23 protein-coding genes are annotated in these 25,870 nt (G+C 73.4%); 14 read left to right on the top strand and 9 right to left on the bottom strand.

Annotated features, from left to right (window positions below; all coding sequences use genetic code 11):
- Positions 1–93 precede the first annotated feature (93 nt).
- Positions 94–1,809 carry an acyl-CoA dehydrogenase family protein gene (locus ACWDCZ_RS04940; RefSeq protein ID WP_074004212.1) on the top strand — a complete coding sequence of 572 codons (1,716 nt, stop codon included), beginning with the start codon at positions 94–96 and terminating at the stop codon, positions 1,807–1,809.
- 116 nt (positions 1,810–1,925) lie between these two features.
- Here ACWDCZ_RS04940 and ACWDCZ_RS04935 read toward each other — a convergent pair whose 3' ends face one another.
- The 4 genes from ACWDCZ_RS04935 to ACWDCZ_RS04920 all read right to left on the bottom strand — a co-directional run bounded on the left by ACWDCZ_RS04935 (position 1,926) and on the right by ACWDCZ_RS04920 (position 4,370).
- Positions 1,926–2,636, bottom strand: coding sequence for a response regulator (locus ACWDCZ_RS04935; protein ID WP_449815215.1), 711 nt, complete (start codon positions 2,634–2,636; stop codon positions 1,926–1,928).
- Positions 2,637–2,837: 201 nt separating this feature from the next.
- A complete protein-coding gene (locus ACWDCZ_RS04930; protein WP_449815214.1) occupies positions 2,838–3,503 on the bottom strand; it encodes a hypothetical protein in 666 nt (221 codons plus the stop codon).
- A 46-nt stretch (positions 3,504–3,549) separates the two neighbouring features.
- The gene (locus ACWDCZ_RS04925; RefSeq protein WP_449815213.1) at positions 3,550–3,960 is read right to left on the bottom strand and encodes a hypothetical protein; all 411 of its coding nucleotides are present in this window, start codon (positions 3,958–3,960) and stop codon (positions 3,550–3,552) included.
- Positions 3,957–4,370: a hypothetical protein gene (locus tag ACWDCZ_RS04920; protein WP_449815212.1), complete on the bottom strand. Its 414-nt coding sequence runs from the start codon at positions 4,368–4,370 to the stop codon at positions 3,957–3,959. The genes ACWDCZ_RS04925 and ACWDCZ_RS04920 overlap by 4 nt, the downstream gene beginning before the upstream one ends.
- A gap of 354 nt (positions 4,371–4,724) precedes the next feature.
- On the opposite strand from ACWDCZ_RS04920, the gene ACWDCZ_RS04915 reads away from it, so the two are divergent.
- The 5 genes from ACWDCZ_RS04915 (at position 4,725) to fahA (ending at position 11,014) form a co-directional block, all read left to right on the top strand.
- Positions 4,725–6,089 (top strand): phosphoribosyltransferase family protein, encoded by a 1,365-nt coding sequence (locus tag ACWDCZ_RS04915; RefSeq protein WP_449815211.1) that lies wholly within the window; start codon positions 4,725–4,727, stop codon positions 6,087–6,089.
- A gap of 229 nt (positions 6,090–6,318) precedes the next feature.
- Positions 6,319–7,533: a 4-hydroxyphenylpyruvate dioxygenase gene (gene hppD, locus ACWDCZ_RS04910; protein WP_049659944.1), complete on the top strand. Its 1,215-nt coding sequence runs from the start codon at positions 6,319–6,321 to the stop codon at positions 7,531–7,533.
- Between the two features lie 150 nt (positions 7,534–7,683).
- Positions 7,684–8,886 carry a cupin domain-containing protein gene (locus ACWDCZ_RS04905; RefSeq protein ID WP_449815210.1) on the top strand — a complete coding sequence of 401 codons (1,203 nt, stop codon included), beginning with the start codon at positions 7,684–7,686 and terminating at the stop codon, positions 8,884–8,886.
- Positions 8,883–9,794, top strand: a complete 912-nt coding sequence (locus ACWDCZ_RS04900) for a hypothetical protein (RefSeq protein WP_449815209.1) — start codon at positions 8,883–8,885, stop codon at positions 9,792–9,794. Before ACWDCZ_RS04905 ends, ACWDCZ_RS04900 begins: the two co-directional genes overlap by 4 nt.
- Positions 9,791–11,014 (top strand): fumarylacetoacetase, encoded by a 1,224-nt coding sequence (fahA, locus tag ACWDCZ_RS04895; RefSeq protein ID WP_449815208.1) that lies wholly within the window; start codon positions 9,791–9,793, stop codon positions 11,012–11,014. The genes ACWDCZ_RS04900 and fahA overlap by 4 nt, the downstream gene beginning before the upstream one ends.
- Before the next feature lie 104 nt (positions 11,015–11,118).
- Here fahA and ACWDCZ_RS04890 read toward each other — a convergent pair whose 3' ends face one another.
- Positions 11,119–11,889 (bottom strand): SDR family oxidoreductase, encoded by a 771-nt coding sequence (locus ACWDCZ_RS04890; RefSeq protein ID WP_375873341.1) that lies wholly within the window; start codon positions 11,887–11,889, stop codon positions 11,119–11,121.
- 101 nt (positions 11,890–11,990) lie between these two features.
- Here ACWDCZ_RS04890 and ACWDCZ_RS04885 point away from each other — a divergent pair, with 101 nt between their 5' ends.
- From ACWDCZ_RS04885 to ACWDCZ_RS04865, 5 genes are all read left to right on the top strand, one after another.
- On the top strand, positions 11,991–12,644 hold the full coding sequence (locus tag ACWDCZ_RS04885) for a TetR/AcrR family transcriptional regulator (RefSeq protein ID WP_449815207.1): 654 nt from the start codon (positions 11,991–11,993) through the stop codon (positions 12,642–12,644).
- Between the two features lie 149 nt (positions 12,645–12,793).
- Positions 12,794–13,876 carry an enoyl-CoA hydratase/isomerase family protein gene (locus ACWDCZ_RS04880; RefSeq protein ID WP_449815206.1) on the top strand — a complete coding sequence of 361 codons (1,083 nt, stop codon included), beginning with the start codon at positions 12,794–12,796 and terminating at the stop codon, positions 13,874–13,876.
- Positions 13,877–13,938: 62 nt separating this feature from the next.
- Positions 13,939–14,604: a GntR family transcriptional regulator gene (locus ACWDCZ_RS04875; RefSeq protein ID WP_449815205.1), complete on the top strand. Its 666-nt coding sequence runs from the start codon at positions 13,939–13,941 to the stop codon at positions 14,602–14,604.
- 193 nt (positions 14,605–14,797) lie between these two features.
- On the top strand, positions 14,798–17,524 hold the full coding sequence (gene aceE, locus ACWDCZ_RS04870) for a pyruvate dehydrogenase (acetyl-transferring), homodimeric type (protein ID WP_449815204.1): 2,727 nt from the start codon (positions 14,798–14,800) through the stop codon (positions 17,522–17,524).
- Positions 17,525–17,716: 192 nt separating this feature from the next.
- On the top strand, positions 17,717–18,502 hold the full coding sequence (locus tag ACWDCZ_RS04865) for an enoyl-CoA hydratase (protein WP_074004199.1): 786 nt from the start codon (positions 17,717–17,719) through the stop codon (positions 18,500–18,502).
- Between the two features lie 106 nt (positions 18,503–18,608).
- Here ACWDCZ_RS04865 and ACWDCZ_RS04860 read toward each other — a convergent pair whose 3' ends face one another.
- Positions 18,609–20,528: an NAD-binding protein gene (locus ACWDCZ_RS04860; protein WP_449815203.1), complete on the bottom strand. Its 1,920-nt coding sequence runs from the start codon at positions 20,526–20,528 to the stop codon at positions 18,609–18,611.
- 173 nt (positions 20,529–20,701) lie between these two features.
- Here ACWDCZ_RS04860 and ACWDCZ_RS04855 point away from each other — a divergent pair, with 173 nt between their 5' ends.
- Positions 20,702–21,301 carry an HdeD family acid-resistance protein gene (locus ACWDCZ_RS04855; protein WP_049652737.1) on the top strand — a complete coding sequence of 200 codons (600 nt, stop codon included), beginning with the start codon at positions 20,702–20,704 and terminating at the stop codon, positions 21,299–21,301.
- A gap of 104 nt (positions 21,302–21,405) precedes the next feature.
- Here ACWDCZ_RS04855 and ACWDCZ_RS04850 read toward each other — a convergent pair whose 3' ends face one another.
- Genes ACWDCZ_RS04850 through ACWDCZ_RS04840 form a run of 3 tightly spaced genes read right to left on the bottom strand, consistent with a single transcriptional unit; the run spans position 21,406 to position 24,215 of the window.
- On the bottom strand, positions 21,406–22,041 hold the full coding sequence (locus tag ACWDCZ_RS04850) for a DUF6461 domain-containing protein (RefSeq protein ID WP_449815202.1): 636 nt from the start codon (positions 22,039–22,041) through the stop codon (positions 21,406–21,408).
- Positions 22,042–22,087: 46 nt separating this feature from the next.
- Positions 22,088–23,563: a CoA transferase gene (locus ACWDCZ_RS04845; protein WP_449815201.1), complete on the bottom strand. Its 1,476-nt coding sequence runs from the start codon at positions 23,561–23,563 to the stop codon at positions 22,088–22,090.
- Between the two features lie 22 nt (positions 23,564–23,585).
- The gene (locus ACWDCZ_RS04840) at positions 23,586–24,215 is read right to left on the bottom strand and encodes a LysE family translocator (RefSeq protein WP_074004196.1); all 630 of its coding nucleotides are present in this window, start codon (positions 24,213–24,215) and stop codon (positions 23,586–23,588) included.
- Positions 24,216–24,443: 228 nt separating this feature from the next.
- Here ACWDCZ_RS04840 and ACWDCZ_RS04835 point away from each other — a divergent pair, with 228 nt between their 5' ends.
- Entirely contained in the window at positions 24,444–24,902 is a 459-nt protein-coding gene (locus ACWDCZ_RS04835) for an Lrp/AsnC family transcriptional regulator (RefSeq protein WP_049652743.1), read from the top strand.
- 58 nt (positions 24,903–24,960) lie between these two features.
- Positions 24,961–25,668 carry an N-acyl homoserine lactonase family protein gene (locus ACWDCZ_RS04830; RefSeq protein WP_449815200.1) on the top strand — a complete coding sequence of 236 codons (708 nt, stop codon included), beginning with the start codon at positions 24,961–24,963 and terminating at the stop codon, positions 25,666–25,668.
- Positions 25,669–25,870: the final 202 nt, after the last annotated feature.

The raw sequence follows: 25,870 nt of genomic DNA, 5'->3' as shown, positions 1-25,870 counted from the left end.
GACCGCCGACGACCGGCGGACGGCGGACGGCGGGCGACGCCCGGTCCCTGCCACCCGCCCCTCCTCACACCCTCGACCCCCGGGAGCCCCTCGATGCTCTTCAACCCGCGCAACTACGACCCCGCACAGTTCGACGAGCCGACCCGCCGACTGCTGCGCGCGACGGTGGACTGGTTCGAGTCCCGCGGCAAGAAGGCGCTGATCGACACCTACATCGACCGCAGCTGGTACGCCGACTTCCTGGACTTCGCCGCGAAGGAGGGCCTGTTCGCGGAGTTCCTGACCCCCGCCTCGGCCGACCCCGACAAGCGCTGGGACACCGCCCGCATCGCCGAGCTGAACGAGATCCTCGGCTTCTACGGCCTCGGCTACTGGTACACCTGGCAGGTCACCATCCTGGGCCTGGGCCCGGTCTGGCAGAGCGGGAACGAGGCCGTCCGCGCCCGCGCCGCCAAGCTGCTGGCCGAGGGCCACGTGATGGCCTTCGGCCTCTCCGAGCGCACCCACGGCGCGGACATCTACTCCACCGACATGATCCTCACCCCGGACGGCGAGGGCGGCTTCACCGCGACCGGCTCCAAGTACTACATCGGCAACGGCAACGTGGCCGGCCTGGTCTCGGTGTTCGGCCGCCGCTCGGACGTCGAGGGCCCGGAGGGCTACGTCTTCTTCGCCGCCGACAGCCGCCACGACGCGTACCACCTGGTCAAGAACGTGGTGAACGCGCAGATGTACGTCAGCGAGTTCCGCCTGGAGGACTACCCGGTGCGCGCCGAGGACGTGCTGCACACCGGCCAGGCCGCCTTCGACGCCGCGCTCAACACCGTCAACGTCGGCAAGTTCAACCTCTGCACCGCCTCGATCGGCATCTGCGAGCACGCGATGTACGAGGCCGTCACGCACGCCCACAACCGGGTGCTGTACGGCAAGCGGGTCACCGACTTCCCGCACGTCAAGCGGGAGTTGACCGACGCCTACGTCCGCCTGGTGGCGATGAAGCTGTTCAGCGCGCGGGCCGTGGACTACTTCCGCACCGCCTCCCCCGAGGACCGCCGCTACCTGCTGTTCAACCCGATGACCAAGATGAAGGTCACCACCGAGGGCGAGAAGGTCATCGACCTGATGTGGGACGTCATCGCCGCCAAGGGCTTCGAGGCGGACACCTACTTCGACAAGGCCGCGAAGGACATCCGCGGCCTGCCGAAGCTGGAGGGCACCGTCCACGTCAACCTGGCGCTGATCCTCAAGTTCATGGGCAACTACCTGTTCGCCCCGGCCGACTACGCCCCGGTGCCGAGCCGCCTGGACGCCGCCGACGACGACTTCCTGTTCCGGCAGGGCCCGGCCCGCGGCCTCGGCGCGATCCGCTTCCACGACTGGCGCGCCGCCTACGACCGCCACGCCGCGCTGCCCAACGTCGCCCGCTTCCGCGAGCAGGCCGACGGCTTCTGCGCGCTGCTGCTCGAGAACGCGCCGAGCAAGGAGCAGCAGGCCGACCTGGACTTCCTGCTGGAGATCGGCCAGCTGTTCGCGCTGATCGTCTACGGCCAGCTGGTGCTGGAGCAGGCCGAGTTGACCGGCCTGACCGCCTCCGAGGACGGCGGCGACGTGCTGGACCGGATCTTCGACGCGCTGGTCCGCGACTTCTCCGCGCATGCCACCGAGCTGCACGGCAAGGCCTCGGCCACCGAGGAGCAGGCCGCCTGGGCGCTGACGAACGTGCGCCGCCCGGTCGCCGACCCGGCGCGGGACGCGCGGGTGTGGGAGCGGGTCGAGGCGCTCTCCGGCGCGTACGAGATGCGGCCGTAGGGCGGAGCGGCAGGACTCCGGGGGTGCCGGTCGGCGGGCCGGCACCCCCGGTTCACTTCTCCGGCCCACCGCCCGCGTTCACCTTCACCGTTCGCCCCTCGGTTCACCGCTCCGGTTCACCGCTCCGGGGAGGTCCGGCCGTCGCCGAGGCCCATGTCACGGGCCCGGGCGACCGCCTCGGCGCGCGTGGCGACGTGCAGCTTCTCGAAGATGTGGGTGATGTGGTTGCGGACGGTCTTCTCCGCGACCACCAGCTCCCGGGCGATCCGCCGGTTGTCCAGCCCGCGCGCGACCAGGCCCAGTACCTCGGCCTCGCGGGCGGTGAGTTCGGGGAAGAGCTGCCCCGCCTCCCGCATCTTCGCCCCGGCCAGCAGGGCGGTGATCCGCCCGGCCACCTCGCCGCCGAACACCGCGCCGCCCGTCGCCACCGTCCGCACCGCGTGCAGCACCTCCTCCCGCCCGGCCCCCTTGACCAGGTAACCGCGCGCGCCCGCCTGGAGGGCGGCGAGCAGATTGCCGTCGTCGTCCGACATGGTCAGCATCAGCACCGGCGGCGGCGCCTCCCGGGTGGCGAGCTGTCGGACGGCCTCCAGTCCTGAGCCGTCGGGCAGCGAGAGGTCCATGATCACCACGTCGGGGTGGTGCCGGGCGACCGCCCCCGGAACGTCGGCGACCCGCTCCGCCTCGGCGACCACGAGGACACCCTCGGCGCTCTCCAGTGCCGCCTTGAGCCCCTCCCGGAACAGGGGGTGGTCGTCGACGATCAGTACACGGACGGGCGGGTCTCCGGCCGGGTCCGCGGGTTCCACCGGCTGTTCTTCATCCACCCGGCCGACACTATCAGCGGCGATCACGTGACTTTCCGTGACGTGCGCGTGAAGCCCTCCGCGTGTCGGCCCGGCGCCCGCCGCACCCGACGGCGATGGACGGGCGGCGGACGGATAACAGATGACAGTCGACAGCTGACAGATTTTGAACTCTGTCAGCTGTCGACTGTCATCTCACCGCGGCCTCCCGGCCTCGCGCCCTCACCCCTGCGGATCGGCCTGCCCCGAGCGCATGGGCCTGCTGTCCCATTCCGGTCCCAGAGCGGTGCTGGGGGTGCCGACGCGGCCCAGGACGGCGGCGACCGGTCCGCGGCGGCCGGCCCGGAGGCCGTACCGCTCCCCCGCCCGGACGTAGACCAAGTCGCCGGGGAGCAGCGGCACTTCACCGAGCTCGCCGAGGAAGGAGGAGGCTCCGGAGAGGACCACCAGGAAGGCGTCGGCGGCCCGGTCCGCGTACGGTCCGCAGACACCGACCGGGTCGAGCCGTACGGTGCCCACCTCCACCTGCCGCCAGCTCGGGGCGGGTGCGGAGCCCGACCGCTGGGCCGGGATGACGGCCCGGGGCGGGGTGGGACGGACGGTGAGCACGGCGGTCGGCGCGCCGCGGACGGCGGTGAGCCGGTAGGAGGTGCCGGGCCGGTGGTGCAGCGCCTCGCCCGGGGAGAGGATCCGGCCGGCCGCGAGCAGCCGACCGGAGAGCACCACGGTCACCGATTCGACGGATTCGTAAGGGAGTTGCTCGACCCGGACGCCCGGCGGCAGCGCCTCGACGGTGAGTCCGGCGCGGACGGCCGGCCGCTGCTCGGGGTCGATCAGCCGCTGGAACGCGGGTGCGGTGCGGGGGACGGCAGCGGGGACGAGTATCACGAGGGGTCTCCTCGGATCGAGGACTGGCAGGACCCGTCGGGGCCGGTCAGGGCCGGTCGCGGCGGGTGGCGCGGCGGCGGGCCGGGGCGGCCCGGGCGCCGGCGGTGTGCCGGGGGACGGCGAGGGTCAGGCAGAGCAGTTCCGCGCCGATCGGTCCGGCTTCGAGGTGCAGCGTGCGGCCGCGGTGGGCCATCAGCAGGTCCCCCACGGATGCCAAGTGGTCGGTCTCGTCGGAGAGTTGCCCGACGACGGCGGCTCCGCGCAGCACGTGCAGGACGGTCTCGGTGTCGGGCCGGCCCGCGAGCACGTGGTGGGCTCCGGGGCTCAGCCGCAGGTGGTCGAAGGTCTCGCAGGCGCTGGCGAGCATCGGGCGCCGGGCGAGGGAGCGGATCCGTACCCGCTCGCCGTTCGGGCCGATGACGACCATGGCCGCGCCGGTGTCGGTGGTGACGATCACCTGGGGTCACCTTCTTCGGAGGAGGGCGGGACGGCGAGGACGGCGTGGAAGTACTCCAGTCCGGCCGTGCCGGCGGTCAGCACGGTCCGCGAGCCGAGCGGCAGCACGATCGCGGTGCCCTCGACCAGCGGCAGGCCGGACTCGGCACGCTCCCGACGGTCCTGGCGGTCCTGGCGGTCCTGGTGGTCCGGCTGGTTCGGCTGGTTCGGATGCACGGCGCCCTCGGGCAGTTCGGCGAGACCGGAGCCGGCGGTGACGTAGAGCGCGTGCTCGACGCCGTCGGCGGCCACCTCGGTGCGCCGGCCCGGGTCGAGCCGTTGCAGGCCGACGCCGCGCAGCGGCCCGGCGAGCAGGCGGCCGGGGTCGACGGCGCCTCGGCGGCGCAGGTCGGTGATCACGGTGCCCGACATGACGGGCGCTCCTTCCGGTCGCGGGCGGGCGCTGCGGTCCGCCTCTGTGATCCACCGTGCGCCGCCCGTTGTCCCGGCCACACGGGGGTGTCGTCCCGTCCGGCTCCCGACCCGATCCCACCCGGGATCCCGGCCCCGTCCCGGCCGGATCCCGCTCCGGTCCCGCCCCGGTCGCGCCAGGGTCCTGCCCTGGTCGCACCCCGGTCGCGCCCCCGGTCCGGTCGCGGCTCCCGATCCCGCGCACCGCCCTCCGCACGCACCCCGGGAACCCCGTCCGCGCGCACCCCGGGAGCCCCCGTCCGCGACCGCCCCGAGCCGCCCGGAACGACGTACGGTGGAACCGGAGGCCGTGTCATGCACGTCACCGGAACCCACTTCACCCGCTTCGCCGACCGCACCGAGGCGGGCCGTCGGCTGGCCGCCTGGCTCGGCCACCTGGCCGGCCCCGACACCGTGATCGTGGCGCTGCCGAGGGGCGGCGTGCCGGTGGCCGCCGAGGTCGCCGCGGCGCTCGGCGCACCGCTGGACATCTGCGTGATCCGCAAGCTCGGCGTGCCGTACCAGCCCGAGCTGGGCATGGGGGCGATCGGCGAGGACGGCGTCCGGGTGCTGAACGAGCAGGTGATCCGGTTCTCCTCGGTCACGGACGGCCAACTGGCCGAGGTGGAACGGCGCGAGCGCGCCGAGCTGGCGCGCCGGGCCCGCCGCTACCGGGGTGACCGGCCGCCCGCCGACCTGCGCGGACGGACGGTGGTCGTGGTGGACGACGGCATCGCCACCGGGTCCACCGCCCGGGCGGCCTGCCGGATCGTCCGGGAGCGCGGCGCGGCGCGGGTGGTGCTCGCGGTGCCGGTCGCGCCCGCGGACTGGGCCGAGCGTCTCGACGAGGTCGCCGACGAACTGGTCTGCGTCGACACGCCGTCCCCGTTCTACGCGATCGGCGAGTTCTACGCCGACTTCTCGCAGACCGAGGACGAGGAGGTGCTGCGGCTGCTGGCCGAGGCCGCCCGTGGCGACCCGCCCGGGGCCTCCGCCGGGGTCGACCGGGAGCTGCCGCTGCCCGTCGCCGGGGTCCGCCTCGCGGGCCGGCTGACCGTCCCGGCCGGCGCGCGCGGCGTCGTCGTCTTCGCACACGGCAGCGGCAGCGGTCGGCACAGCCCGCGCAACCGGCACGTCGCCGAGTACCTGAACCGCACCGGGCTGGCCACGCTGCTGTTCGACCTGCTCACCGAGGCCGAGGAGCCCGACCGGCGGAACGTGTTCGACGTGGCGCTGCTGGGCGGCCGGCTGACGGCCGTCGCCCGGCGGCTGGGCCCGGCGGAGGGCGGCCCGGGCGCCACCGTGCCCGAGACCCGGGGCCTGCCGCTCGGCCTGTTCGGTGCCAGCACCGGCGCCGCGGCCGCGCTGCACACCGCCGCCGAACTGGGCCCGGCGGTGCGCGCCGTGGTCTCCCGGGGCGGTCGCCCGGACCTCGCCGCGCCCGACACCCTGGCCCGGGTCCGCGCCCCGACGCTGCTCGTGGTCGGGTCGCTGGACCCCACCGTGCTCGACCTCAACCGGCGGGCCCGGAGCCGACTGCGCTGCGAGACCGGGCTCGCGGTGGTGCCGCACGCGAGCCACCTGTTCGAGGAGCCGGGGACCCTGGACCGGGTCGCCGAGCTGGCCGCGGACTGGTTCCTCCGCCACCTCCCGCGCCCCGTCGGCCCCGGGAGCGCGTGACCGTCCCATTGCGCAGACTTCGTGCTTCACCCCCGGTGAGCAGCGCATTTTGCGCAGCTGACAGCGGGAATTTCTGATCAGCTTGTACACATTGAGCAGTCAAAATCCGACCTGTTGCCCAACCACCCCGACAGGAGCAAGCTCTCCGCAACCACACCGCCCACCCGTTCGGTGCGGTCGCGATCCAGCGGAAGCCTCGACGGCGAGGCCCGAAGTGGAGGAACGAGCGATGACCCCGCAGTCCCACGCCCTTGAGTTGACCCCCGAGGAGCGCGAGGCCGGTCTTGACGCCGACCAGCTGCGCCGCCTCGTCGGCCTCGTCGAGCACGACGCCGCCGCCGACCCCTTCCCGGTGACGGCCCAGGACGCGGTCGTCTTCGTGGTCGGCAACGCCACCCAGACGGCGCAGTTCTACCAGGTCGTCTTCGGCATGGAGCTGGTCGCCTACTCCGGCCCGGAGACCGGCCGCCGCGACCGCAAGGCGTACGTGCTCCGCTCCGGCTCCTGCCGCTTCGTGATCAAGGGCGGCGTCCAGCCGGACAGCCCGCTGCTGGACCACCACCGCCGCCACGGCGACGGCGTCGTCGACCTCGCCCTGGAGGTCCCGGACGTCGACAAGTGCATCGAGCACGCCCGCGCGACCGGCGCCACCGTGCTGGAGGAGCCGAACGACGTCTCGGACGAGAACGGCACCGTGCGCCGCGCGGCCATCGCGACCTACGGCGAGACCCGCCACACCCTGATCGACCGCTCCCGCTACCACGGCCCGTACCTGCCGGGCTACGTCGTCGCGGAGAGCCGGGTCACCCACCCGGAGGGCTCGCCCAAGCGTCTCTTCCAGGCCCTCGACCACGCCGTCGGCAACGTCGAGCTGGGCCGGATGGACGAGTGGGTGGCGTTCTACAACCGCGTCATGGGCTTCGTGAACATGGCCGAGTTCGTCGGCGACGACATCGCCACCGACTACTCCGCGCTGATGTCCAAGGTCGTCGCCAGCGGCAACCACCGGGTGAAGTTCCCGCTCAACGAGCCGGCCATCGCCAAGAAGAAGTCCCAGATCGACGAGTACCTGGAGTTCTACACCGGCCCCGGCTGCCAGCACATGGCGCTCGCCACCAACGACATCCTCACCACCGTGGACGTGCTGCGGGCGCGCGGCGTGGAGTTCCTCTCCACCCCGGACTCCTACTACGACGACCCGGAGCTGCGCGCGCGGATCGGCAAGGTCCGGGTGCCGGTCGAGGAGCTGAAGAAGCGCGGCATCCTGGTCGACCGCGACGAGGACGGCTACCTGCTGCAGATCTTCACCAAGCCGATCGGCGACCGCCCCACCGTCTTCTACGAGTTCATCGAGCGGCACGGTTCGCTCGGCTTCGGCAAGGGCAACTTCAAGGCGCTCTTCGAGTCCATCGAGCGCGAGCAGGACCGACGCGGCAACCTGTGAGCGTCCGAGGGCTCTGACGGGCCCCGACGAGCTCTGTAGAAGCCCGGACGGACCCTGACAAGGGTCTGTCCGGGCCCTGACAGGCTCTGGCAGGCTCTGGCAGGCTCTGACGAACGGATCTCTGCCGAACGGTCGAGGAGGACCACGGAGATGGCGTACTACCGGCAGCTGGGAAGCATCCCGCCCAAGCGGCACACCCAGCACCGCACCCCCGAAGGCGGGCTGTACTACGAGGAGTTGATGGGCGAGGAGGGGTTCTCCTCGGACTCCTCACTGCTCTACCACCGGGGCATCCCCTCGGCGGTGGTCAACGCGGTGCCGTGGGAGCTGCCGGACCAGTCCACGGTGCCCAACCACCCCCTCCTCCCCCGCCACCTCAAGCTGCACGAGCTGTTCGCGGACCAGGACTGGAAGTCCGCGGACGTCGTCGGCAGCCGCCGGCTCGTCCTCGGCAACGGCGACGTACGGATCTCGTACGTCGCCGCCGGGGCCCCGAGCGAGCTCTACCGCAACGGGCTCGGCGACGAGTGCGTGTACGTGGAGTCCGGCTCCGGCACGGTCGAGACGGTGTTCGGCTCGATCGAGGTCGGACAGGGCGACTACGTGGTCATCCCCCGTGCCACCACCCACCGCTGGGTGCCGGCCGGGGACGAGCCACTGCGCGCGTACTGCGTCGAGGCGAACAGCCACATCACCCCGGTCAAGCGCTACCTGTCCAAGTACGGGCAGCTGCTGGAGCACGCGCCGTACTGCGAGCGGGACTTCCGCGGACCGGTCGGCCCGCTGGTCGTCGACGCCCCCGGGGACGTCGACGTGCTGGTCAAGCACCGCGGCCCGAACGGGATCGCGGGCACCCGCTACACCGTGCCGCACCACCCGTTCGACGTGGTCGGCTGGGACGGCTGCCTGTACCCGTACGCGTTCAACATCAAGGACTTCGAGCCGATCACCGGCCGGATCCACCAGCCGCCGCCGGCCCACCAGGTCTTCGAGGGCAACGGCTTCGTGATCTGCAACTTCGTCCCGCGCAAGGTGGACTACCACCCGCTGGCGATCCCGGTGCCGTACTACCACGCCAACGTGGACAGCGACGAGGTCATGTTCTACTGCGGCGGCGACTACGCGGCCCGCAAGGGCTCCGGCATCGGCCAGGGCTCGATCTCGCTGCACCCGGGCGGGCACACCCACGGGCCGCAGCCGGGGGCGTACGAGCGCAGCATCGGCGCGGAGTTCTTCGACGAGCTGGCCGTCATGGTGGACACCTTCCGCCCGCTGGAGCTCGGCGAGGGCGGCCGGGCCACCGAGGACGCCAACTACGCCTGGACCTGGGCCGGTCGGGGGCCCGGGCGATGAACGCGCTGCCTTCGGGGGGTGTGATCCCCGAGCTGTTCCGCGGACTGTTCGACGACGCGGCGGTGTTCCCGCCCGGGAACCTGCCGGTCGCCGAGGCGGTACCCGCGCACCGGGCGCACCGCGCGGCCTGGTACGCCGAGGCGGTCGGGCCCTTCCTCTGCGGGGCCGGCCGACTGGGCGAGCTGGCCGCGGCGGTCTCGGCCGACGCGGCTCCGGGCGCCGCGGAGGCGGACGACTCGGTGGTGGCGGGCGACCGGCCGCTCAAGGTCGGGCTGGTGCTGCCGGGGGGCAGCATCGAGCTCGCCCCGGCGCTCGCCGCCGCCGCACCGTTCGAGCTGGCCGGCGTCGAGCTGGCCACCCGGGACGCCGCCGAGGCGGTGGCCGCGCTGGACCGGCTGCTGCCCCCGGACGTCCCCGCCGCCGTCGAACTCCCGCGCGAACTGCTGCGCGGGGACGGGCTGGACGCCGTCCTGGACGTGCTGGTGGACAGCCCGTACCGGGCGAAGTTCCGCACCGGCGGGCTGGTCGCCGAGGCCTTCCCGGACGAGGACGAACTGGCCGCCTTCCTCACCGGGTGCGCGCAGCGCGGACTGCCGTACAAGTGCACGGCCGGACTGCACAACGCCGTCCGGCACACCGACCCGGAGACCGGCTTCGAGCACCACGGCTTCCTGAACGTGCTGCTGGCCGCGCAGGAGACCGACCGGGCCGCCGCGGCGGCGGTGCTGGCGGAACGCGACGGCGAGGTGCTGGCCAAGGCGGCACGCGCACTGACGGACCGTCAGATCGTGGTGATCCGCAACTCGTTCACCGCGTTCGGCACCTGTAGCATCGCCGAGCCCCTGGGTGACCTGGCCGCGCTCGGCCTGCTGTCGTCGCCCAGTCCACTGCACCAGGAGGACCGTTGAGCACCACCCCCAGCAGCTGGCTCGCCAGCGCCCAGGACTCGCCGTTCGGCGTGCACAACCTGCCGTACGGCGTCTTCACCGCCGCCGACCAGCCCGGGCGGCGCCGGATCGGCATCCGCGTCGGGGACTTCGTGCTGGACGCCGGGGCGGCCGCCCGCGCGGCCGGAGCGCCGTCGGTGCTGCTGGACGCGGACTCGCTCAACCCGCTGATGGCGGCGGGGCGCCCGGTCTGGAGCCGGGTGCGGGCGGACCTCACCACCTGGCTCACCGACGAGTCCTTCCGCGAGGCCCTGTCGCCGGCGCTGCTGCCGGCCGACGAGGTGGAGCTGCACCTGCCGTTCGAGGTCGCCGACTACGTCGACTTCTACGCCTCCGAGTACCACGCCACCAACCTGGGCCGGATCTTCCGCCCGGGCTCGGAGCCGCTCACCCCCAACTGGAAGCACCTGCCGATCGGTTACCACGGGCGGGCGGGCACGGTCGTGGTCTCCGGCACGCCGGTGGTGCGGCCGTCCGGGCAGCGCAAGGCACCCGCCGACGCCGCACCGACCTTCGGGCCGTCCCGCCGGCTCGACATCGAGGCCGAGGTCGGCTTCGTCGTCGGCACGCCGTCGGAGCTGGGCCGGCCGGTCGCGCTGGATGACTTCCGCGAGCACGTGTTCGGCGTCTGCCTGCTCAACGACTGGTCGGCGCGCGACATCCAGGCCTGGGAGTACGTGCCGCTCGGCCCCTTCCTCGGCAAGTCCTTCGCGACCTCCATCTCGCCGTGGATCGTGCCGCTGGACGCCCTGGACCACGCCCGGGTCACGCCGCCGGAGCGCGACGTCGAGCCGCTGGCGTACCTGGACGACCGGGGCGGCGAACCGTGGGGCCTGGACCTCGCGATGGAGGTCCGGCTGAACGGGCACCAGGTCTCCCGGCCGCCGTTCGCCACCATGTACTGGACGGCGCAGCAGCAGCTGACCCACATGACGGTCAACGGCGCCTCGCTGCGCACCGGCGACCTGTTCGCCTCGGGGACGGTCAGCGGGCCGGAGCGGGACACCCGGGGCGCGCTGATCGAGCTGACCTGGAACGGCGAGGAGCCGCTGAAGCTCCCGGACGGGACGACCCGGACGTTCCTCGAGGACGGCGACGAGGTGACCATCACCGCCACGGCGCCCGGGCCGGACGGCACCGTGATCGGGTTCGGCGAGGTCACCGGGCGCGTGCGGGGCTGAGGGCTCACGACCGACGGATGACGGATGACAGATAACAGCTGACAGATTTCATCATCTGTTAGCTGTTATCTGTCATCCGTCAGCCCACCGCCGGCGGCTCCCGCCTACAGCCGCGAGCCGCCGGTGGCGTCGACCACGCGCCCCGTCATCCACCGCGCGTCGTCCGAGGCGATGAAGGCGACGACGTCCGCGATGTCCTCCGGCGCCCCGACCCGGCCGAGCGCGGCGACCGAGGCCGCCCAGGCCCGCGCCTCCGGATCGCCCAGGAACTCCGCATTGAGGTCGGTGTCGATGATCCCGGGCGCCACGGAGTTGACGGTGATCCCGCGCGGCCCGAGCTGCTGGGCGAGGTTGAGCGAGAAGGTGTCCAGCGCGCCCTTGGTGGCGCCGTAGGCCATGATCTCCGGCATGGCGAGCCGGGCCAGGCCGCTGGAGATGTTGATGATCCGGCCGCCGTCACGCAGTCGCTCCAGCCCGTGCTTGACGATGAAGAACGGTGCGCGGACGTTGACCGCGAAGACCTCGTCGAACTCCTCCTCGGTCAGGCCGGCGAGGTCGGAGCTGCGCCCGATCCCGGCGTTGTTCACGATGATGTCGACGCCCCCGGCCGGCGCGTACTCGCCTATCCGCACGTCGAAGGCCTCCCACAGCGCGACGGCATCGCCGTGCCGCCCGAGCGCGGCGGGCAGCGCGAAGGCCCGCCCGCCGTCCGCCCGGATGCCCGCCACCACCTCCTCCGCCGCCACCGCATCGCGGGCGTAGCCGACGGCGACGGTGGCGCCGTCCCGCCCGAGCCGGCGGGCGATGGCCCGGCCGATCCCCCTGCTGCCCCCCGTGACCAGTGCCGTCTTGCCCTGAAGCCTGTCCGCGCCCATGTCCGAGCCCCCTCCTGTTTGCACTCAACGCATTTCTTGAGCGATCGCTCAAAAAATACGCTAGCACACACTTCTTGAGTGAGTGCTCTAAAATTCAGCGCATGACAGAGGCGCACGCGGCGACAACGGCATCCCCGGACGGGCCCACCGGCCCGCCGCGCACTCCCCGTCGCGGACGCCCGCCGGCCTTCGACCGCGCCGAGGCCCTGGCCGCGGCCACCCGGCTGTTCTGGCAGCACGGCTACGAGGCCACCTCCGTCACCGACCTCACCACCGCCATGGGCATCCGCCCCGGCAGCCTGTACGCGGCCTTCGGTGACAAGCGGTCGCTGTTCGAGGAGGTGGTCCGCCAGTACGGCCACTCCCCCGCCGGCGAGTTCGCGGCCATCGCGCTGGCGGAGGAGCCCACCGCGTACGGCGCCTTCGCCCGCATCCTGCGCGAGGCCGCCGCCGTCTACGCCGACCCGTCGCATCCGACCGGCTGCCTGGTGATCTCCGCCGCCACCAATGTGACCCCGCAGGACGCCGTCATCCAGGACCAGCTGCGCGAGCGACGCAACGGGAACCTGCGCACCTTCGAGGAGCGGCTGCGCCGGGCACAGCAGGACGGCGAACTGCCGCCGGAGGCCGACCCGAAGGGGCTGGCCGGCTACTTCGGTGCGGTACTCCAGGGCATGTCCCAGCAGGCCCGCGACGGCGCCACCCCCGCCGACCTGGCCCGCACCGCCGAACTCGCCCTGCGCGCCTGGCCGTAGCGCCTCCCGCGCACCCGCGGAGCGCCCCTGGAGCGCCCGTCGGAAACATGATCGCCGGGCGAGTGATCACAACGGGCGCCTGCCCCGGTACGGTGGACGGTGGGAATCACCATCGCCGACGACAGCACCGAGGAACGGGAGCGGGCCCGATGAACGCAGAGGTGGCGGAGGTCCAGGCGTTCCTGGACGGCGGCGTCGGACGGCTCGTGCTGAACCGCCCGCGGGCGCTCAACTCGCTGACCCACGTCATGGTCACCGCCCTGCGCGCCACCCTGGACGGCTGGGCCGCGGACGACCGGATACGCGCCGTCGTGCTGACCGGCGCGGGCGAGCGCGGCCTGTGCGCGGGCGGCGACATCCGCGCGATGCACGACGACGCCAAGGCGGGCGGGGCCGGCACCCGGGCGTTCTTCCGCGACGAGTACCGGCTGAACGCGCTGATCGCCCGCTACCCGAAGCCGTACGTCGCGGTCATGGACGGCATCACCATGGGCGGCGGCGTCGGCGTGTCCGCCCACGGCGCGGTGCGGATCGTCACCGAGCGGTCCACCGTCGCGATGCCCGAGACCCGGATCGGGATCGCCCCGGACGTCGGCGGCAGTCGGCTGCTCGCCCACGCCCCGGGCGAGTTGGGCACCCACCTCGGGCTCAGCGCGGCCTCGATGGGCCCGGGCGACGCCCTGCTGTGCGGGTTCGCGGACCACTTCGTGCCCTCGCGGCGCATCCCGGACCTGCTCGACGCCCTGGGCCGGAGCACCGCCACGGCGCCCGACAGCACCACCGCCGTCGCCTCCGCCGTCGCGGCCGTCGTCGCCGCGCACGCCGAGCCCGCGCCGCCCGCCGCACTGGCCGCCCAGCGCCCCTGGATCGACGCCTGCTACGCGGCCGACACGGTCGAGGAGATCGTCGACCGGCTGCTGAACTCCGGTGTCCCGGAGGCCAAGGAGGCCGCCGAGGCCGTCCTGGCGAACTCCCCCACCGCCGTGAAGACCACCCTGGCCGCGCTGCGCCGCGCCCGTATGCTCCCCTCGCTGGAGGCCGTGCTCGACCAGGAGTACCGGATCTCCTGCGCCGCGCTGGAGGGCCACGACATGGTCGAGGGCGTCCGCGCGCAGGTGATCGACAAGGACCGCAACCCCCGGTGGAAGCCCGGCACCCTCGCCGAGGTGACGGAGGCGGACGTCGCCCGCTTCCTCGCCCCGCGCGTGGGCGACGAACTGGGCCTGGCCTGAGCCCCACCCCTTCCCCGCCCCCTTCCCCCGCCCCACCTCCACCGGCACACCTGGAGCCCGCCATGAACCACCCGGTCCCGCCGCCGACCCCGGCCGGGGGCACCGACCCGCTGTCCCGGGTGCCGCTGGGCGAGCAGGTGCGCGGGCTGCTGCTGGAGGGCCTGCTGAACGGCCGCTGGCAGCCCGGGGACCGGATCGTCGAACGGCGCCTGGCCGCCGAGTTGAACGTCAGCCAGGCGCCGGTCCGCGAGGCGCTGCGCGCACTCCAGACCCTCGGGCTGCTCGACGCCGAGCCCAACCGGGGCGTGCGGGTGCGCGAGATCGGCCCGGCCGAGCTGCGCGAGGTCTACCAGGTGCGGGCCGCGCTGGAGCGGCTGGCCGCCGAGTCGGCGGTGGTCCGGCTGGCCGGGGACACCACCGCGCTGGAGCGGCACGCCGAGCGGATGGCGACGGCCGCGGCGGCGGGCGACGCCCTCGGCCAGGCCCGGCACGGGGTGGCCTTCCACCGCGAGATCGTCGCCGCCTCCGGCAACGGGACGCTGCTGCGGGCCTGGGAGGGCCTCGGGGTCGAGGTGTGGACGGTGCTGTCGCTGCACCGGGTCCGGCCGGAGCTGCACGAGAACGCCGCCGACCACCGGCCGCTGATCGAGGCCTTCCGGCGGCAGGACCCGGCGGTCGGCCGGCTGCTGGCCGAGCACGTCCTGGAGTACGCCTGGCACTCCGACTGAGCCGCTCGGGCCGGGGTTGCCCTTCCGCATAAAGTTCGCATAGAGATGATCGATCATCGCTCAAACTACCCGCCAGTAGCGGTTGACGGGCCACCCGATCACTCTCTACCGTCCAAATAGTTCCATGGAGAGAAATGCTATTCCGCATCCTGGAATAAGCACCCTGAAGCGCACCGGTAAAGGGGAACCACCCGTGTCCCAGCTCGACCAGCTTCCCGACCACGACCCCGAGGAGATCGCGGAGTGGCGCGCGTCCCTCGACGCCGCCCGCGACTTCGGCGGACCGAACCGCGCCGCCCACCTGCTGCGCCGCCTCGTCGAGCACGCCGAGCTGCAGCGGCTCGACGTCCCTCCGCTGCTGGACACCCCGTACGTCAACACCATCCCCACCGCCGCCGAACCGGAGTTCCCCGGCGACGAGGAGATGGAGCGCCGGATCACCGCCTGGAACCGCTGGAACGCCGCCGCCATGGTGACCAGGGGCAACCACCGCGGCGGCCTGGGCGGGCACATGGCCACCTACGCCTCCGCCGCCTGGCTGTACGAGGTCGGCTTCCAGCACTTCTTCCGCGGCAAGGAGGCCGACGGCTCCGGCGACCAGCTGTACGTGCAGGGCCACGCCGCCCCCGGCGTCTACGCCCGCGCGTTCCTGGAGGGCCGGGTCTCCGAGGCCCAGCTGGACCGCTTCCGCCAGGAGGCCGACGGCGACGGCCTGCCCTCCTACCCGCACCCGCGCCGACTGCCCTGGTTCTGGGAGTTCCCGACCGTCTCGATGGGCCTCGGGCCGCTCTCGGCGATCCACCAGGCCCGGTTCAACCGCTACCTGACCGCGCGCGGGATCAAGGACACCTCCGGCTCGCACGTGTGGGCCTTCCTCGGCGACGGCGAGATGGACGAGCCCGAGTCCACCGCCGCGCTCGCGCTGGCCGCCCGGGAGGGCCTGGACAACCTCAGCTTCGTCGTCAACTGCAACCTGCAGCGCCTGGACGGGCCGGTGCGCGGCAACGGCAAGATCGTGCAGGAGCTGGAGCGCCGCTTCCGTGCGGCCGGGTGGAACGTGGTCAAGTCGCTGTGGGGCGAGGCCTGGGACGAACTGCTGGCCCGCGACACCACGGGCGCTCTGGTCCGCCGGCTCGGCGAGGTGCCGGACGGGCAGTTCCAGACCTACGCCGCCTCGGACGCCGGGTACGTCCGCGAGCACCTCTTCCACAGCTCGCCCGAACTGCGGGCGCTCGCCGACACCGTGGACGACCGGCGGCTGATCGAGACGGTCGCCACCTCCCGGGGCGGCCACGAGCCGCGCAAGGTGTACGCGGCCTACCGCGCGGCGCTGGAACACCGGGGCGCGCCCACCGTGGTGCTGGTGCAGACCGTCAAGGGCTGGACGCTCGGCCCCGGCTTCGAGTCCCGCAACGCCAACCACCAGATGAAGAAGCTCTCCGGAGCCGAGTTCCGGGCCATGCGCGACCTGCTCGAACTCCCCATTCCGGACGCCGCGTTGAACGACCCGCTGCCCCCGTACGCGCACCCCGGCCCGGACTCGCCGGAGGCCCGCTACCTGCGCGAGCGCCGCGCCGCACTGGGTGGGCCGGCGCCCGCCCGCCGGGTGCGCTTCACACCGCTGCCCACCCCGCCCGCGAAGCCCTTCGAGACGCTGTTCAAGGGCTCCGGCAGCCAGGAGATCGCCACCACCATGGCCTTCGTCCGGCTGGTCAAGGACCTGCTGCGGGACAAGGCGACCGGCCACCGCTGGGTGCCGATCGTCCCGGACGAGGCGCGCACCTTCGGCATGGAGTCGCTCTTCCCGACCGCCGGGATCTACTCCCCGCTCGGGCAGACCTACGACCCGGTCGACCGCGACCAGCTGCTCCACTACAAGGAGTCGGCGACCGGCCAGATCCTCAACGAGGGCATCACCGAAGCCGGTTCGATGGCCTCGCTGACCGCCGCCGCGACCTCGTACGCGACTCACGGCGAGCCGGTCGTCCCGTTCTACATCTTCTACTCGATGTTCGGCTGGCAGCGCACCGCCGACCAGATGTGGGCGATGGCCGACCAGTTGGGCCGCGGCTTCCTGATCGGCGCCACCGCCGGCCGCACCACCATGACCGGCGAGGGCCTCCAACACGCCGACGGCCACTCCCAGTTGATCGCCTCCACCAACCCGGCCGCGCTCTCCTACGACCCTGCGTTCGGCTACGAGGTGGCCGTGATCGTCCGCGAGGGCCTGCGCCGGATGTACGGCGGCAGCGAGCAACACCCCCACGGCGAGGACGTGTTCTACTACCTCACCGTCTACAACGAGCCGCTGGTGCAGCCCGCGCTCCCGGACGGCGAGGAGGTCGTGGACGGCATCCTGCGCGGCCTCTACCGCTACCGTACGGCGGACGCCGCCGCGTCGTCCGCCACCCCGGCCGTCGACCTGCCCGCCGACCCGCCGCGGCTCCAACTGCTCGCCTCCGGCACCGCCGTGCAGTGGGCCCTGACGGCGCAGCGGCTGCTCGGCGAGGAGTGGGGCGTGGCGGCCGACGTCTGGTCCGCACCCTCCTGGACGGAGCTGCGCCGCGAGGCGCTGGACTGCGACGCGGCCAACCTGGCGCAGGCCGCGGCCGGTACCGGCGCGGCGGCCCGCGTCCCGTACGTGACCAGGGCGCTGGCCGGAGCGCCCGGGCCGGTGCTGGCGGTCAGCGACTGGATGCGCGCGGTGCCGGACCAGATCCGCCCGTGGGTGGAGCAGGACTGGACCTCGCTGGGCACCGACGGCTTCGGCCTCTCGGACAGCCGGGCGGCGGCGCGGCGGCACTTCGGGGTGGACGCCGAGTCGGTGACGGTCGCGGCGCTGGCCGCGCTGGCCCGCCGGGGCGAGGTGAAGGCGGAGACCGTACGGCAGGCGGCGGAGCGCTACGGCGTCCGTTTCTGACCGGCCCGGCGTCCATCCGGCCGTCGCTCCGTCCCGCCACCGCCTCCGTCCGACCGCCCCGCCGCCGCCTCCGTCCCCTGGTGACCGGCGTCTCGCATACCAAGACTGGCGCGAGGCGGGGCGCGTCGTAGATCGTTGGGTGGTCAGGGCGCGCCCACAGGCGCCGAGCAGCGGAAATGGGAGTCGACGGCGATGACCGAGACCGAGACCTACGAGACGATCCTGGTCGAGCGCAAGGGCCGGGTGGGGCTGATCACGCTCAACCGGCCCAAGGCGCTCAACGCGCTGAACACCCAGCTGATGAACGAGGTGGTCGCCGCCGCGACCGCCTTCGACCGGGACCCGGAGATCGGCTGTCTGGTGATCACCGGCTCGGAGAAGGCCTTCGCGGCCGGCGCCGACATCAAGGAGATGCAGGGCAACCGGTTCCCGGACGTCTACCTGGACGACTGGCTGGGCCCGTGGGACCGGCTCGGCGCCCTGCGCAAGCCGGTGATCGCGGCGGTCGCCGGGTTCGCGCTGGGCGGCGGCTGCGAGTTGGCCATGCTGTGCGACGTCCTGCTGGCGGCGGACACCGCGAAGTTCGGGCAGCCGGAGATCAAGCTCGGCGTCATCCCGGGCATCGGCGGCTCGCAGCGGCTGACCCGGGCGGTCGGCAAGGCGAAGGCCATGGAGCTGTGCCTGACCGGTCGGATGATGGGCGCCGAGGAGGCCGAGCGGGCCGGACTGGTCTCCCGGATCGTCCCCGCCGACCAGCTGCTGTCCGAGGCGCTGGCCACCGCCGAGACGATCGCGGCGATGTCCGCCCCGGCCGCGATCATGATGAAGGAGAGCGTCAACCGCGCCTTCGAGACGACCCTCGCCGAGGGCGTCCGCTTCGAGCGCCGGCTCTTCCACGCGGCCTTCGCCACGGCGGACCAGAAGGAGGGCATGACGGCCTTCGCCGAGAAGCGCCCGCCGGAGTTCCAGAACCGCTGACGGCCGAGGACGGCTGACAACTGACGGCCGACGGATAACAGCTGACAGATTTCAGATTTCAACATCTGAAATCTGTCAGCTGAACCCTGTCCGAGGACAGCCCCGCTCAGCCCTGCTCCTCCACCGCCACCGTGTTCAGCCGGGCGAGCCCGCTGCGGGTGGCTGCGACCACGATCTGGTCGCCCGGGGCGAGCCGCCGGGTGCGGTCGGGGAAGTTCCACTGCAGCTGTCCGCCGTGGGCGAAGCGCACCGCGATCACCCGGACGCCGCCCGGGTCCTCCAGGTCGTGCCGGTTCAGCCCGATCAGCCCGCTGCCGTCCTCCACCGTCAGCTCGGCGATCAGCAGCACGTGCCGGAGCACCGACAGCGTCCCGCGCACCTCGCGCCCCATCAGCGCCGCCGCGAAGGCGGGCGCGGCCAGGTAGGACACCGACCGGGAGGCCGCGTTGTCCAGCGTCTTGTAGAAGTGACTCGCGAAGTCGTCCTCGAACAGCCGCACCACCACCCGGACCTCGGGATTGCCGTGGCGCGCCTCCAGAGCCGCCTCCAGGTTGGTGGCGTCGTCCCCGCTGACCGCGACCAGCGCCCTGCTGTGCTTCAGCCGGGCCCGGCGCAGCTGCTGTTCGAACGGGCCGTCGCCCATCACCACCGGGATCCCCAGTGCCCGTACGGCGGCGATGCCGCGCGCCTGCGGGTCCCGCTCCATGCAGACCACCGGCACGCCCATGGTGTGCAGCTGGGTCGCGACCCGGGTGCCGACGTTGCCGAGGCCGACGACGATCACGTGGTCCCGGGTGCCCGCCCCGGGGTTGCGCGGCTGCCCGCGCCGCCCGGAGCCCAGCACCTCGACCGCGATCGCGGTGGCGACCGGCGCGAAGGTGATCCCGCAGATGGTGATCACCACCTGCGCGACCCGCTGCCAGAACCCGCCGGTGCCCGCCCCCGTCCCGGCGGCGACGTCGGAGAGCTGGTCCGGCTGGGCGGCGCCGGCCAGGTCGAGCAGCGCGATGTAGACGGTCCAGCCGAAGTTCCGGTTGAGGTACCAGAGCACGCCGAAGGCCAGCAGCACCGCCGCGAGGGCGGTGAGCAGCACCAGGCGCATCCGGGCGCTGGTGAAGAAGCGCATGGTGTCGAGCAGCCGCCAGCGCAGCCGTCTCATCCAGTCGATCGGTTCCCGGGGCTCGATCCGCAGCACCTGGAGCGCCGCCCGGCCGCCCGGCTCCCCGTCCCGGGCGGGGCCGGGCGAAGGCTCCGGACCGGCCGGCGGCATCGGCCCGGCCGAAGGCTCCGGACCGGCCGGCGGCATCGGCCCGGCCGAAGGCTCCGGGTCGGCCGGCGGCGCCGGTTCGGGCCGTACGCCACCGGGGCGGATCGGCCCCTGGTCGCCGAACTCGGCGGCGAGCCGGACGAATTCGGCCGAGTCGCCCTGCTGCTCGGGCAGCAGCCGGATCCTGCCGAGGTCCTGCCGGTCGATCTGGTCGGCGACCACGCAGATCCGGTCGGAGGTGATGTCGTCGTCGAACGCGATGTGCAGGTAACGCCCCTCGATCTCCACCGAGTTGGGCCGCCCGAGCGCCGCGGAGGCGAAGGCCGGGGCGGCGGTGGCGGAGCCGGAGAGCGCGGCACCGTTCCTGAGCAGCCGTTCGATGTTCTCGCCGAGCCGCTGGTTGAACATCCGGAACACGATGCGGATGTCCGGGTTGTGGTTCTGCGCGCTGAGCGCGGCGTGGATGTTCTCCTGGTCGCTCCCCTCGACCAGGGCGAGGCCGCGCGCGGTGCCGATGGACACCGCGCGCAGCGCCTCCTCGGTGACGCTGGTGTACTCCACGACCGCCGCCACGCCGGAGAGTTGCTCGATCTGCGGCGCGTGGTCGCGGGTCCGGTCGGCGACCAGGACGACGACCGGCACCTCGTAGTGCTCGACGAGTTCCAGGACCAGTCGGTGTGCCAGCGCGTTGCCCCCGCAGACGATGTAGTGCTGGCTGATCGGCTCGACCGGAGGGGTCCCCCACCCTTCAGAAGTCATACCGACGGATGGTATCGACGGCAAGTGTCCGGAGGGTGACGTTCCGGCGACCGCGGCGAATCCCCCGAACGGCCGTATCCGACGCGCGGTCCGGCCGTGGCGCGGAGAGGCTGGGGTTCGTTCCCTGCCCGTCAGCCGGCCGCCCCGGCGTCAGCCCCGAGGAGTACGCCACCGTGGCCCCTCCGATCATCACCCCCGACGGCACCCCGGTCCAGGGTCCGCTCGGACTGCTCGCCAAGGCCGCCTGGCAGGTCCTGCTGGTCGCCGGACTCGCCTCGCTCGCCCTCGGGATCGTGGTCTTCGCCTGGCCCCGGGAGACGCTCCTGGTGGTGGGCGTGCTGTTCGGCCTCTACCTGCTGGTGATCGGCATCGTGCAGCTGATCGCCGCGTTCGGCACCCACTCCACCACCGCGCTGCGGGTGCTGGCCTTCATCAGCGGCGCGATCTGCGTGCTGCTGGGACTGCTCTGCTTCCGCAGTGCGGTGCAGTCGCTGCTGCTGCTCGCGCTCTGGATCGGGATCGGCTGGCTGTTCCGCGGCATCACCCAGCTCGCCGCCGCGATCTCCGACCCGATGATGCCCGCCCGGGGCTGGCAGGCCTTCGCGGGCGTGGCCAACACCCTGGCCGGTGTGCTGCTGATGGTGTGGCCGGTCGGGTCGATCACCGCGCTGGCCGTACTGTCCGGGTGCTGGCTGGTGATCCTGGGCCTGGTCGAGATCGTGACGGCACTCCAGGTCCGCAGCCGGGCCAAGCAGATCCCGTCCGGGGTCTGACAACAGCCGTCCTATAACACCGAGGCCGCGTCCCGCCGGGGCGCGGCCTCAGCGCTGGGCGGAACGGCTCACGGACGCGGAGCGGCTCACGGGCACGGAGCGGCTCACGGACGCGGCGCGTAGCCGATCCGGAAGGTCGCGGCCTCCAGCCGTTCCGGGTCGAGCCGGACGTCGGTCAGCCGCTCGGCGAGCGCGAACGCGGCCTCGCCGCACAGGTCGTACGCCTCCGTCTCCAGCTCGAAGCCGCAGGCGGTCAGCAGCTCGGGGATGCCGGGCGCCTCGGCGTCCGTGCCGTCCCGCTGGTCGGGGAAGAGCGGCTCGAAGTGCAGCCGCTGGATGCCGTGCTCCCACCAGTGGAAGTGGTCGGCCCCCAGGGCGTTGCGGTAGTGCGAGACCAGCCGGGTGCCCTCGGCGAGCCGGAGGATCTCCGCGTCCAGGGTGCCGAGGTAGCCGAAGGGCTCCACCGCGAGTGCCCAGCCGTCGAGTTCGGTGACGGCCACGAGCAGCCGGTCCTCGGCGGGGTCGAACAGCTCCCTGGCCTCGGCGTCGGCCCCGTTCGTGTAGGAGCTCCAGCGGGCCACCACCCCCTCCAGCCCGACGGCACCCGTCCCCGGCAGGGCGTTGAAGCGGCGCAGCAGTTCACCGGCCTCGAGCCCCTGCACCTGGGTGAGGCAGCAGGCCTCCCCCAGGACGGGGTAGCACCGGGTGAACCAGGTGTAGTCCGTGGCGTGTGCGGTCATGACGGCGATGCTGCCAGACGCCTCGGACAGCGCCCGCCCGAGGCCGTCAGAGCCAGACCGGCTCGTCCGTTCCCCAACGCCCCGGCGGGCGCGACCAGTCGGCGGGCGCCCCCTCGTACCCGATCGGCGGCAGGGCGTGGCGCAGCCGCCCGTACGGGGAGTCGACCTCGGCCAGCCGGCGGGCGGGGTCGTAGGGCTCGGACGGGCCTCCCCGCGGCGTCTCCGGTTCGATGCCGTGCAGCAGCCAGGAGGCCGTGCCGGCGAGGGAGAAGCGCAGGTGGCGGCCGCCGGGGCGGCGGGTGCGCTGGTCGGTGAGGGAGCGCAGCACGGCGGCGGCGACGAGGTAGCCGGTGCCGTGGTCGAGGGCCTGGGCGGGCAGCACGCCGGGGCGGCCGCCGGTGCCGGATCCGGTCTCGGGGGCGGCCTCGTGGGCGGCGATGCCGACACCCGCCTGGACCAGGCTGTCGAAGCCGCGCCGCCCGGCCCAGGGGCCGGTCCAGCCCCAGGCGCAGAGCTGGGCGAGGATCAGGTCCGGGCGACGGGCGAACAGCGCGTCGGGGCCGAGGCCGTGGGCGTCGAGGGAGCCGGGGCGGTACGCGGAGACGACGACGTCGGCGGTGGCGAGCAGGCCGTCGAAGACGGCGCGGTCGGCGGGCTCGGCGAGGTCGAGGCGGGTGGAGCGCTTGCCGAAGCCGGTGTCGGCGTGGGCGTCGTCGGCCTCGGGCAGCCGGGGCGAGTCGACCCGCAGGACGTCGGCGCCGAGCAGGGCGAGGGTACGGGTGGCCACCGGTCCGGCGATCACGCGGCTCAGGTCGAGGACCCGGATCCCGGCGGCGGGCCGGTCCACCGGGGCCTGGCCGAGCGGGCGGACCGGCGCGGTTCCGGCGGCGGCGCCGACCTCCAGGTGCTCCACGAGGGGGTGCACGACGCTGCTCACCGGCACGACGGCCACCGCGAGCGCTCCCGCCGCGTACGCACGCTCCTGGATCCGCTCGGCCGGCAGCCTGCCGAGCACCTCGGCGAGCTGCTCGGGCCCGGCGTCCGCGGCGAGGCCGAGGGCGGAGAGCAGCCGGGTCCGGTGGTGCGGGTAGTTGGCGTGGGTGCGCACCCAGCCGTCGGCGGTACGCCAGAAGCCGGAGTGCGGGGCGAAGTTGACGGGCGCGCGGCCGTCGACCGTCAGGTGCCGCTCACTGACGAAGGCGGTGGCGACGGCCCCCTGGTCCACCCGGACGGCGGGGACGGACGCGGCCAGGGGCGCCGAACCGCCGGCGCGGTGGGACGCGAGCTCGGCGGCGGCCAGTGAACAGACCGCCACGGTGGCCCGGGCGAGCCGGCGCACCGGCAGCCCGGAGGGCAGGACGTCCTCCGGGCCGTGGAAGGTCACCCGCTCCAGCAGCTCGGGCGGTCCGCCGAGAGCGGCCCAGGCGTGGGCGGTCGGGCGGTCGACGGCTCCGGCGGCTGCCGCCGTTCCGGTGGTTCCAGTGGCCGCGGTGGTTCCTTCTGGCAACGGGCGCTCGGTCATGCCCGGCATTGTGCTCCCGTTCTCAGGCGCTCGCTGTGACGCCCGCCACCAGCATCAACAGCACCGCCGAGACCATGGTCATCCGGCGGGCCGCCTGCGGGGTGCCGCCGAACCGGCCGCCGAGCCGCCCACTGGCGTACGCGACCAGCCCGTACACCACCGCGCAGGCCAGCACGTTGAGCGAGCCGAGCGCGAGCACCTGGCCGCCGACCGGCAGGGCGGCGTCCGGGTCGACGAACTGCGGCACCAGGGACAGGTAGAGCAGCAGCCCCTTGGGGTTGAGCAGCGCGGTCAGCATGCTCTGGCGCAGCACCGTCGCGGTGGGCTGCGGCTTGGGCGCGGCGAGGGCGGCGGCGCCCCCGCTCTTGCGCAGCGCCAGCAGCATCATGACGGCCAGCACCAGCAGGTACGCGGCACCGGTGAGGCGCAGCACGGGCAGGGCGGCCGGGACGGCGCGCAGCGCGGCGGCCAGTCCGGCGCTGGAGAGCAGCGTGTGGACGGCGTACCCGGCGCAGACCCCGCCGACCGCGATCAGCGCGGCACGGCGTCCCTGGCCGAGGCCGCGGGCGGCGATGTAGAGCCAGTCGGGGCCCGGGGTGCAGACCAGCAGGAGGTCGACTCCGAGGAAGAGGAGGAGGGCGTGGGTGTCCATGGGCGTGGGCGTGGCCTGTCGTGCTCGTCGCGGTGTGGGCCCGGCGGATCGGCCAGGGGTCGTTCCGGCGGGTCGGCCGGAGGTTGTTCCAGCGGCCTGCCGGGGTGCCCCGGGGATCTGCCGGAGTGACCCGGCAGCGGGTTCGGTCACTGAAGGTAGCCGGATCGGGCTGGCACGCGATGGCGACTTCGTGCTGGTCGGAGCGGCGTTTTGGCAGAATGTTGCGCCATGGACCGAATCGACCGCAGAATCCTCCGCGAGCTCCAGCAGGACGGGCGCCTGACCAATGCCGAGCTGGCCTCCCGGGTGGACCTCACCCCGTCCCCCTGCCTGCGCCGGGTGCGTCAACTGGAGCAGGACGGTGTGATCCGCGGCTACCGGGCGGTGCTGGACGGCGCGGCGGTCGGACGCGGGTTCCAGCCCTTCGTGACGATCACCATGCGTCACGAGGACCAGGTGACGGTCGCCGAGTTCGAGCGCCGGGTGGCCGAGCTGCCGGAGGTGGTGGAGGCCCACCGGCTGTTCGGCGAACCCGACTACCTGCTGCGGATCGCGGTGGCCGACATCGCCGCGTACGAACGCTTCATCACCGACGTGCTCTCCGGCCTGCCGGGCATCGCGCAGGTCAACTCGCACCTGACGATGAAGCAGGTGAAGGCCGACCGGGGGCTGCCGGTCGGCGGGTAGGGTGCGAACGGGGGGCCCGCGCGGCCGCCCGTACGGGGGCAGAGCGACGCACTGCGACATGGGGGCTGAATTGCACGTGATCCGCCGTCTCGACCTGGGGTACTTCGTCCGACCGGCCACCGAAGTGGGCGGCCCGGAGCCGCGCGTGGAACCGGTGCTCGCGTACCTGGTCCGGCGTCCGGAGGGGCTGCTGCTGTTCGACACCGGGATCGGTGGCGGCGAACCGGAGACCGAGGCGCACTACCGCCCGGTCCGCCGCCCGCTGCCGGAGGCGCTCGCGGCGGCCGGGGTCGCCGTCGCCGACATCGACCTGGTGGTCAACTGCCACCTCCACTTCGACCACTGCGGCGGCAACCCGCTGTTCGCCGGCACGCCCGTCCTGGTCCAGGCGGAGGAGCTGGCCACCGCCCGGCGCGGCGGGTACACCATCGACGCGCTGGTCGACTTCCCCGGCGCCGAGCACCGCGAACTCGACGGGGAGGCCGAGGTCTGGCCGGGCGTCCGGGTGCTGCCCACCCCCGGCCACACCGGGGGCCACCAGTCGCTGCTGGTGGACCGCCCGGGCGGCGGGCCGGTCCTGCTGGCCGGGCAGGCCTACGACTTCGCCTCCGAGTACGGGCAGGCGGTGCTCGCCCGGCGGGCGGTGCGCGAGGGCGTGGCCCCGCCGCTGCCCGGGTACCGGGCCTGGCTCGACCGGGTGGCCGAGCACGGGCCGCACCGGGTGCTGTTCGCGCACGACAACGCGGTCTGGGAGCCGGCCGAGTAGCCGCCGGAGCCCCGGCTGTCCGGAGGGGACCGATCGCTCAGGAGGCCCGGAGCGTCCGGGACCTCCGGGGCGCCCAGGGTGGCCGGGGCAGCCGGGACATCTAGGGCCTGTGTGATGTTGTGATCAGTTGGGTGGTCGCACGAGGTCGTCTATCCAGATCATTGAGGCGCGGAGGTGGAGGCCTGCGAGGTAGCTCTCGGGC

It is taken from the genome of Kitasatospora sp. NPDC001225, assembly GCF_053597855.1.
This window is presented reverse-complemented; position numbering and strand designations above follow the sequence as displayed.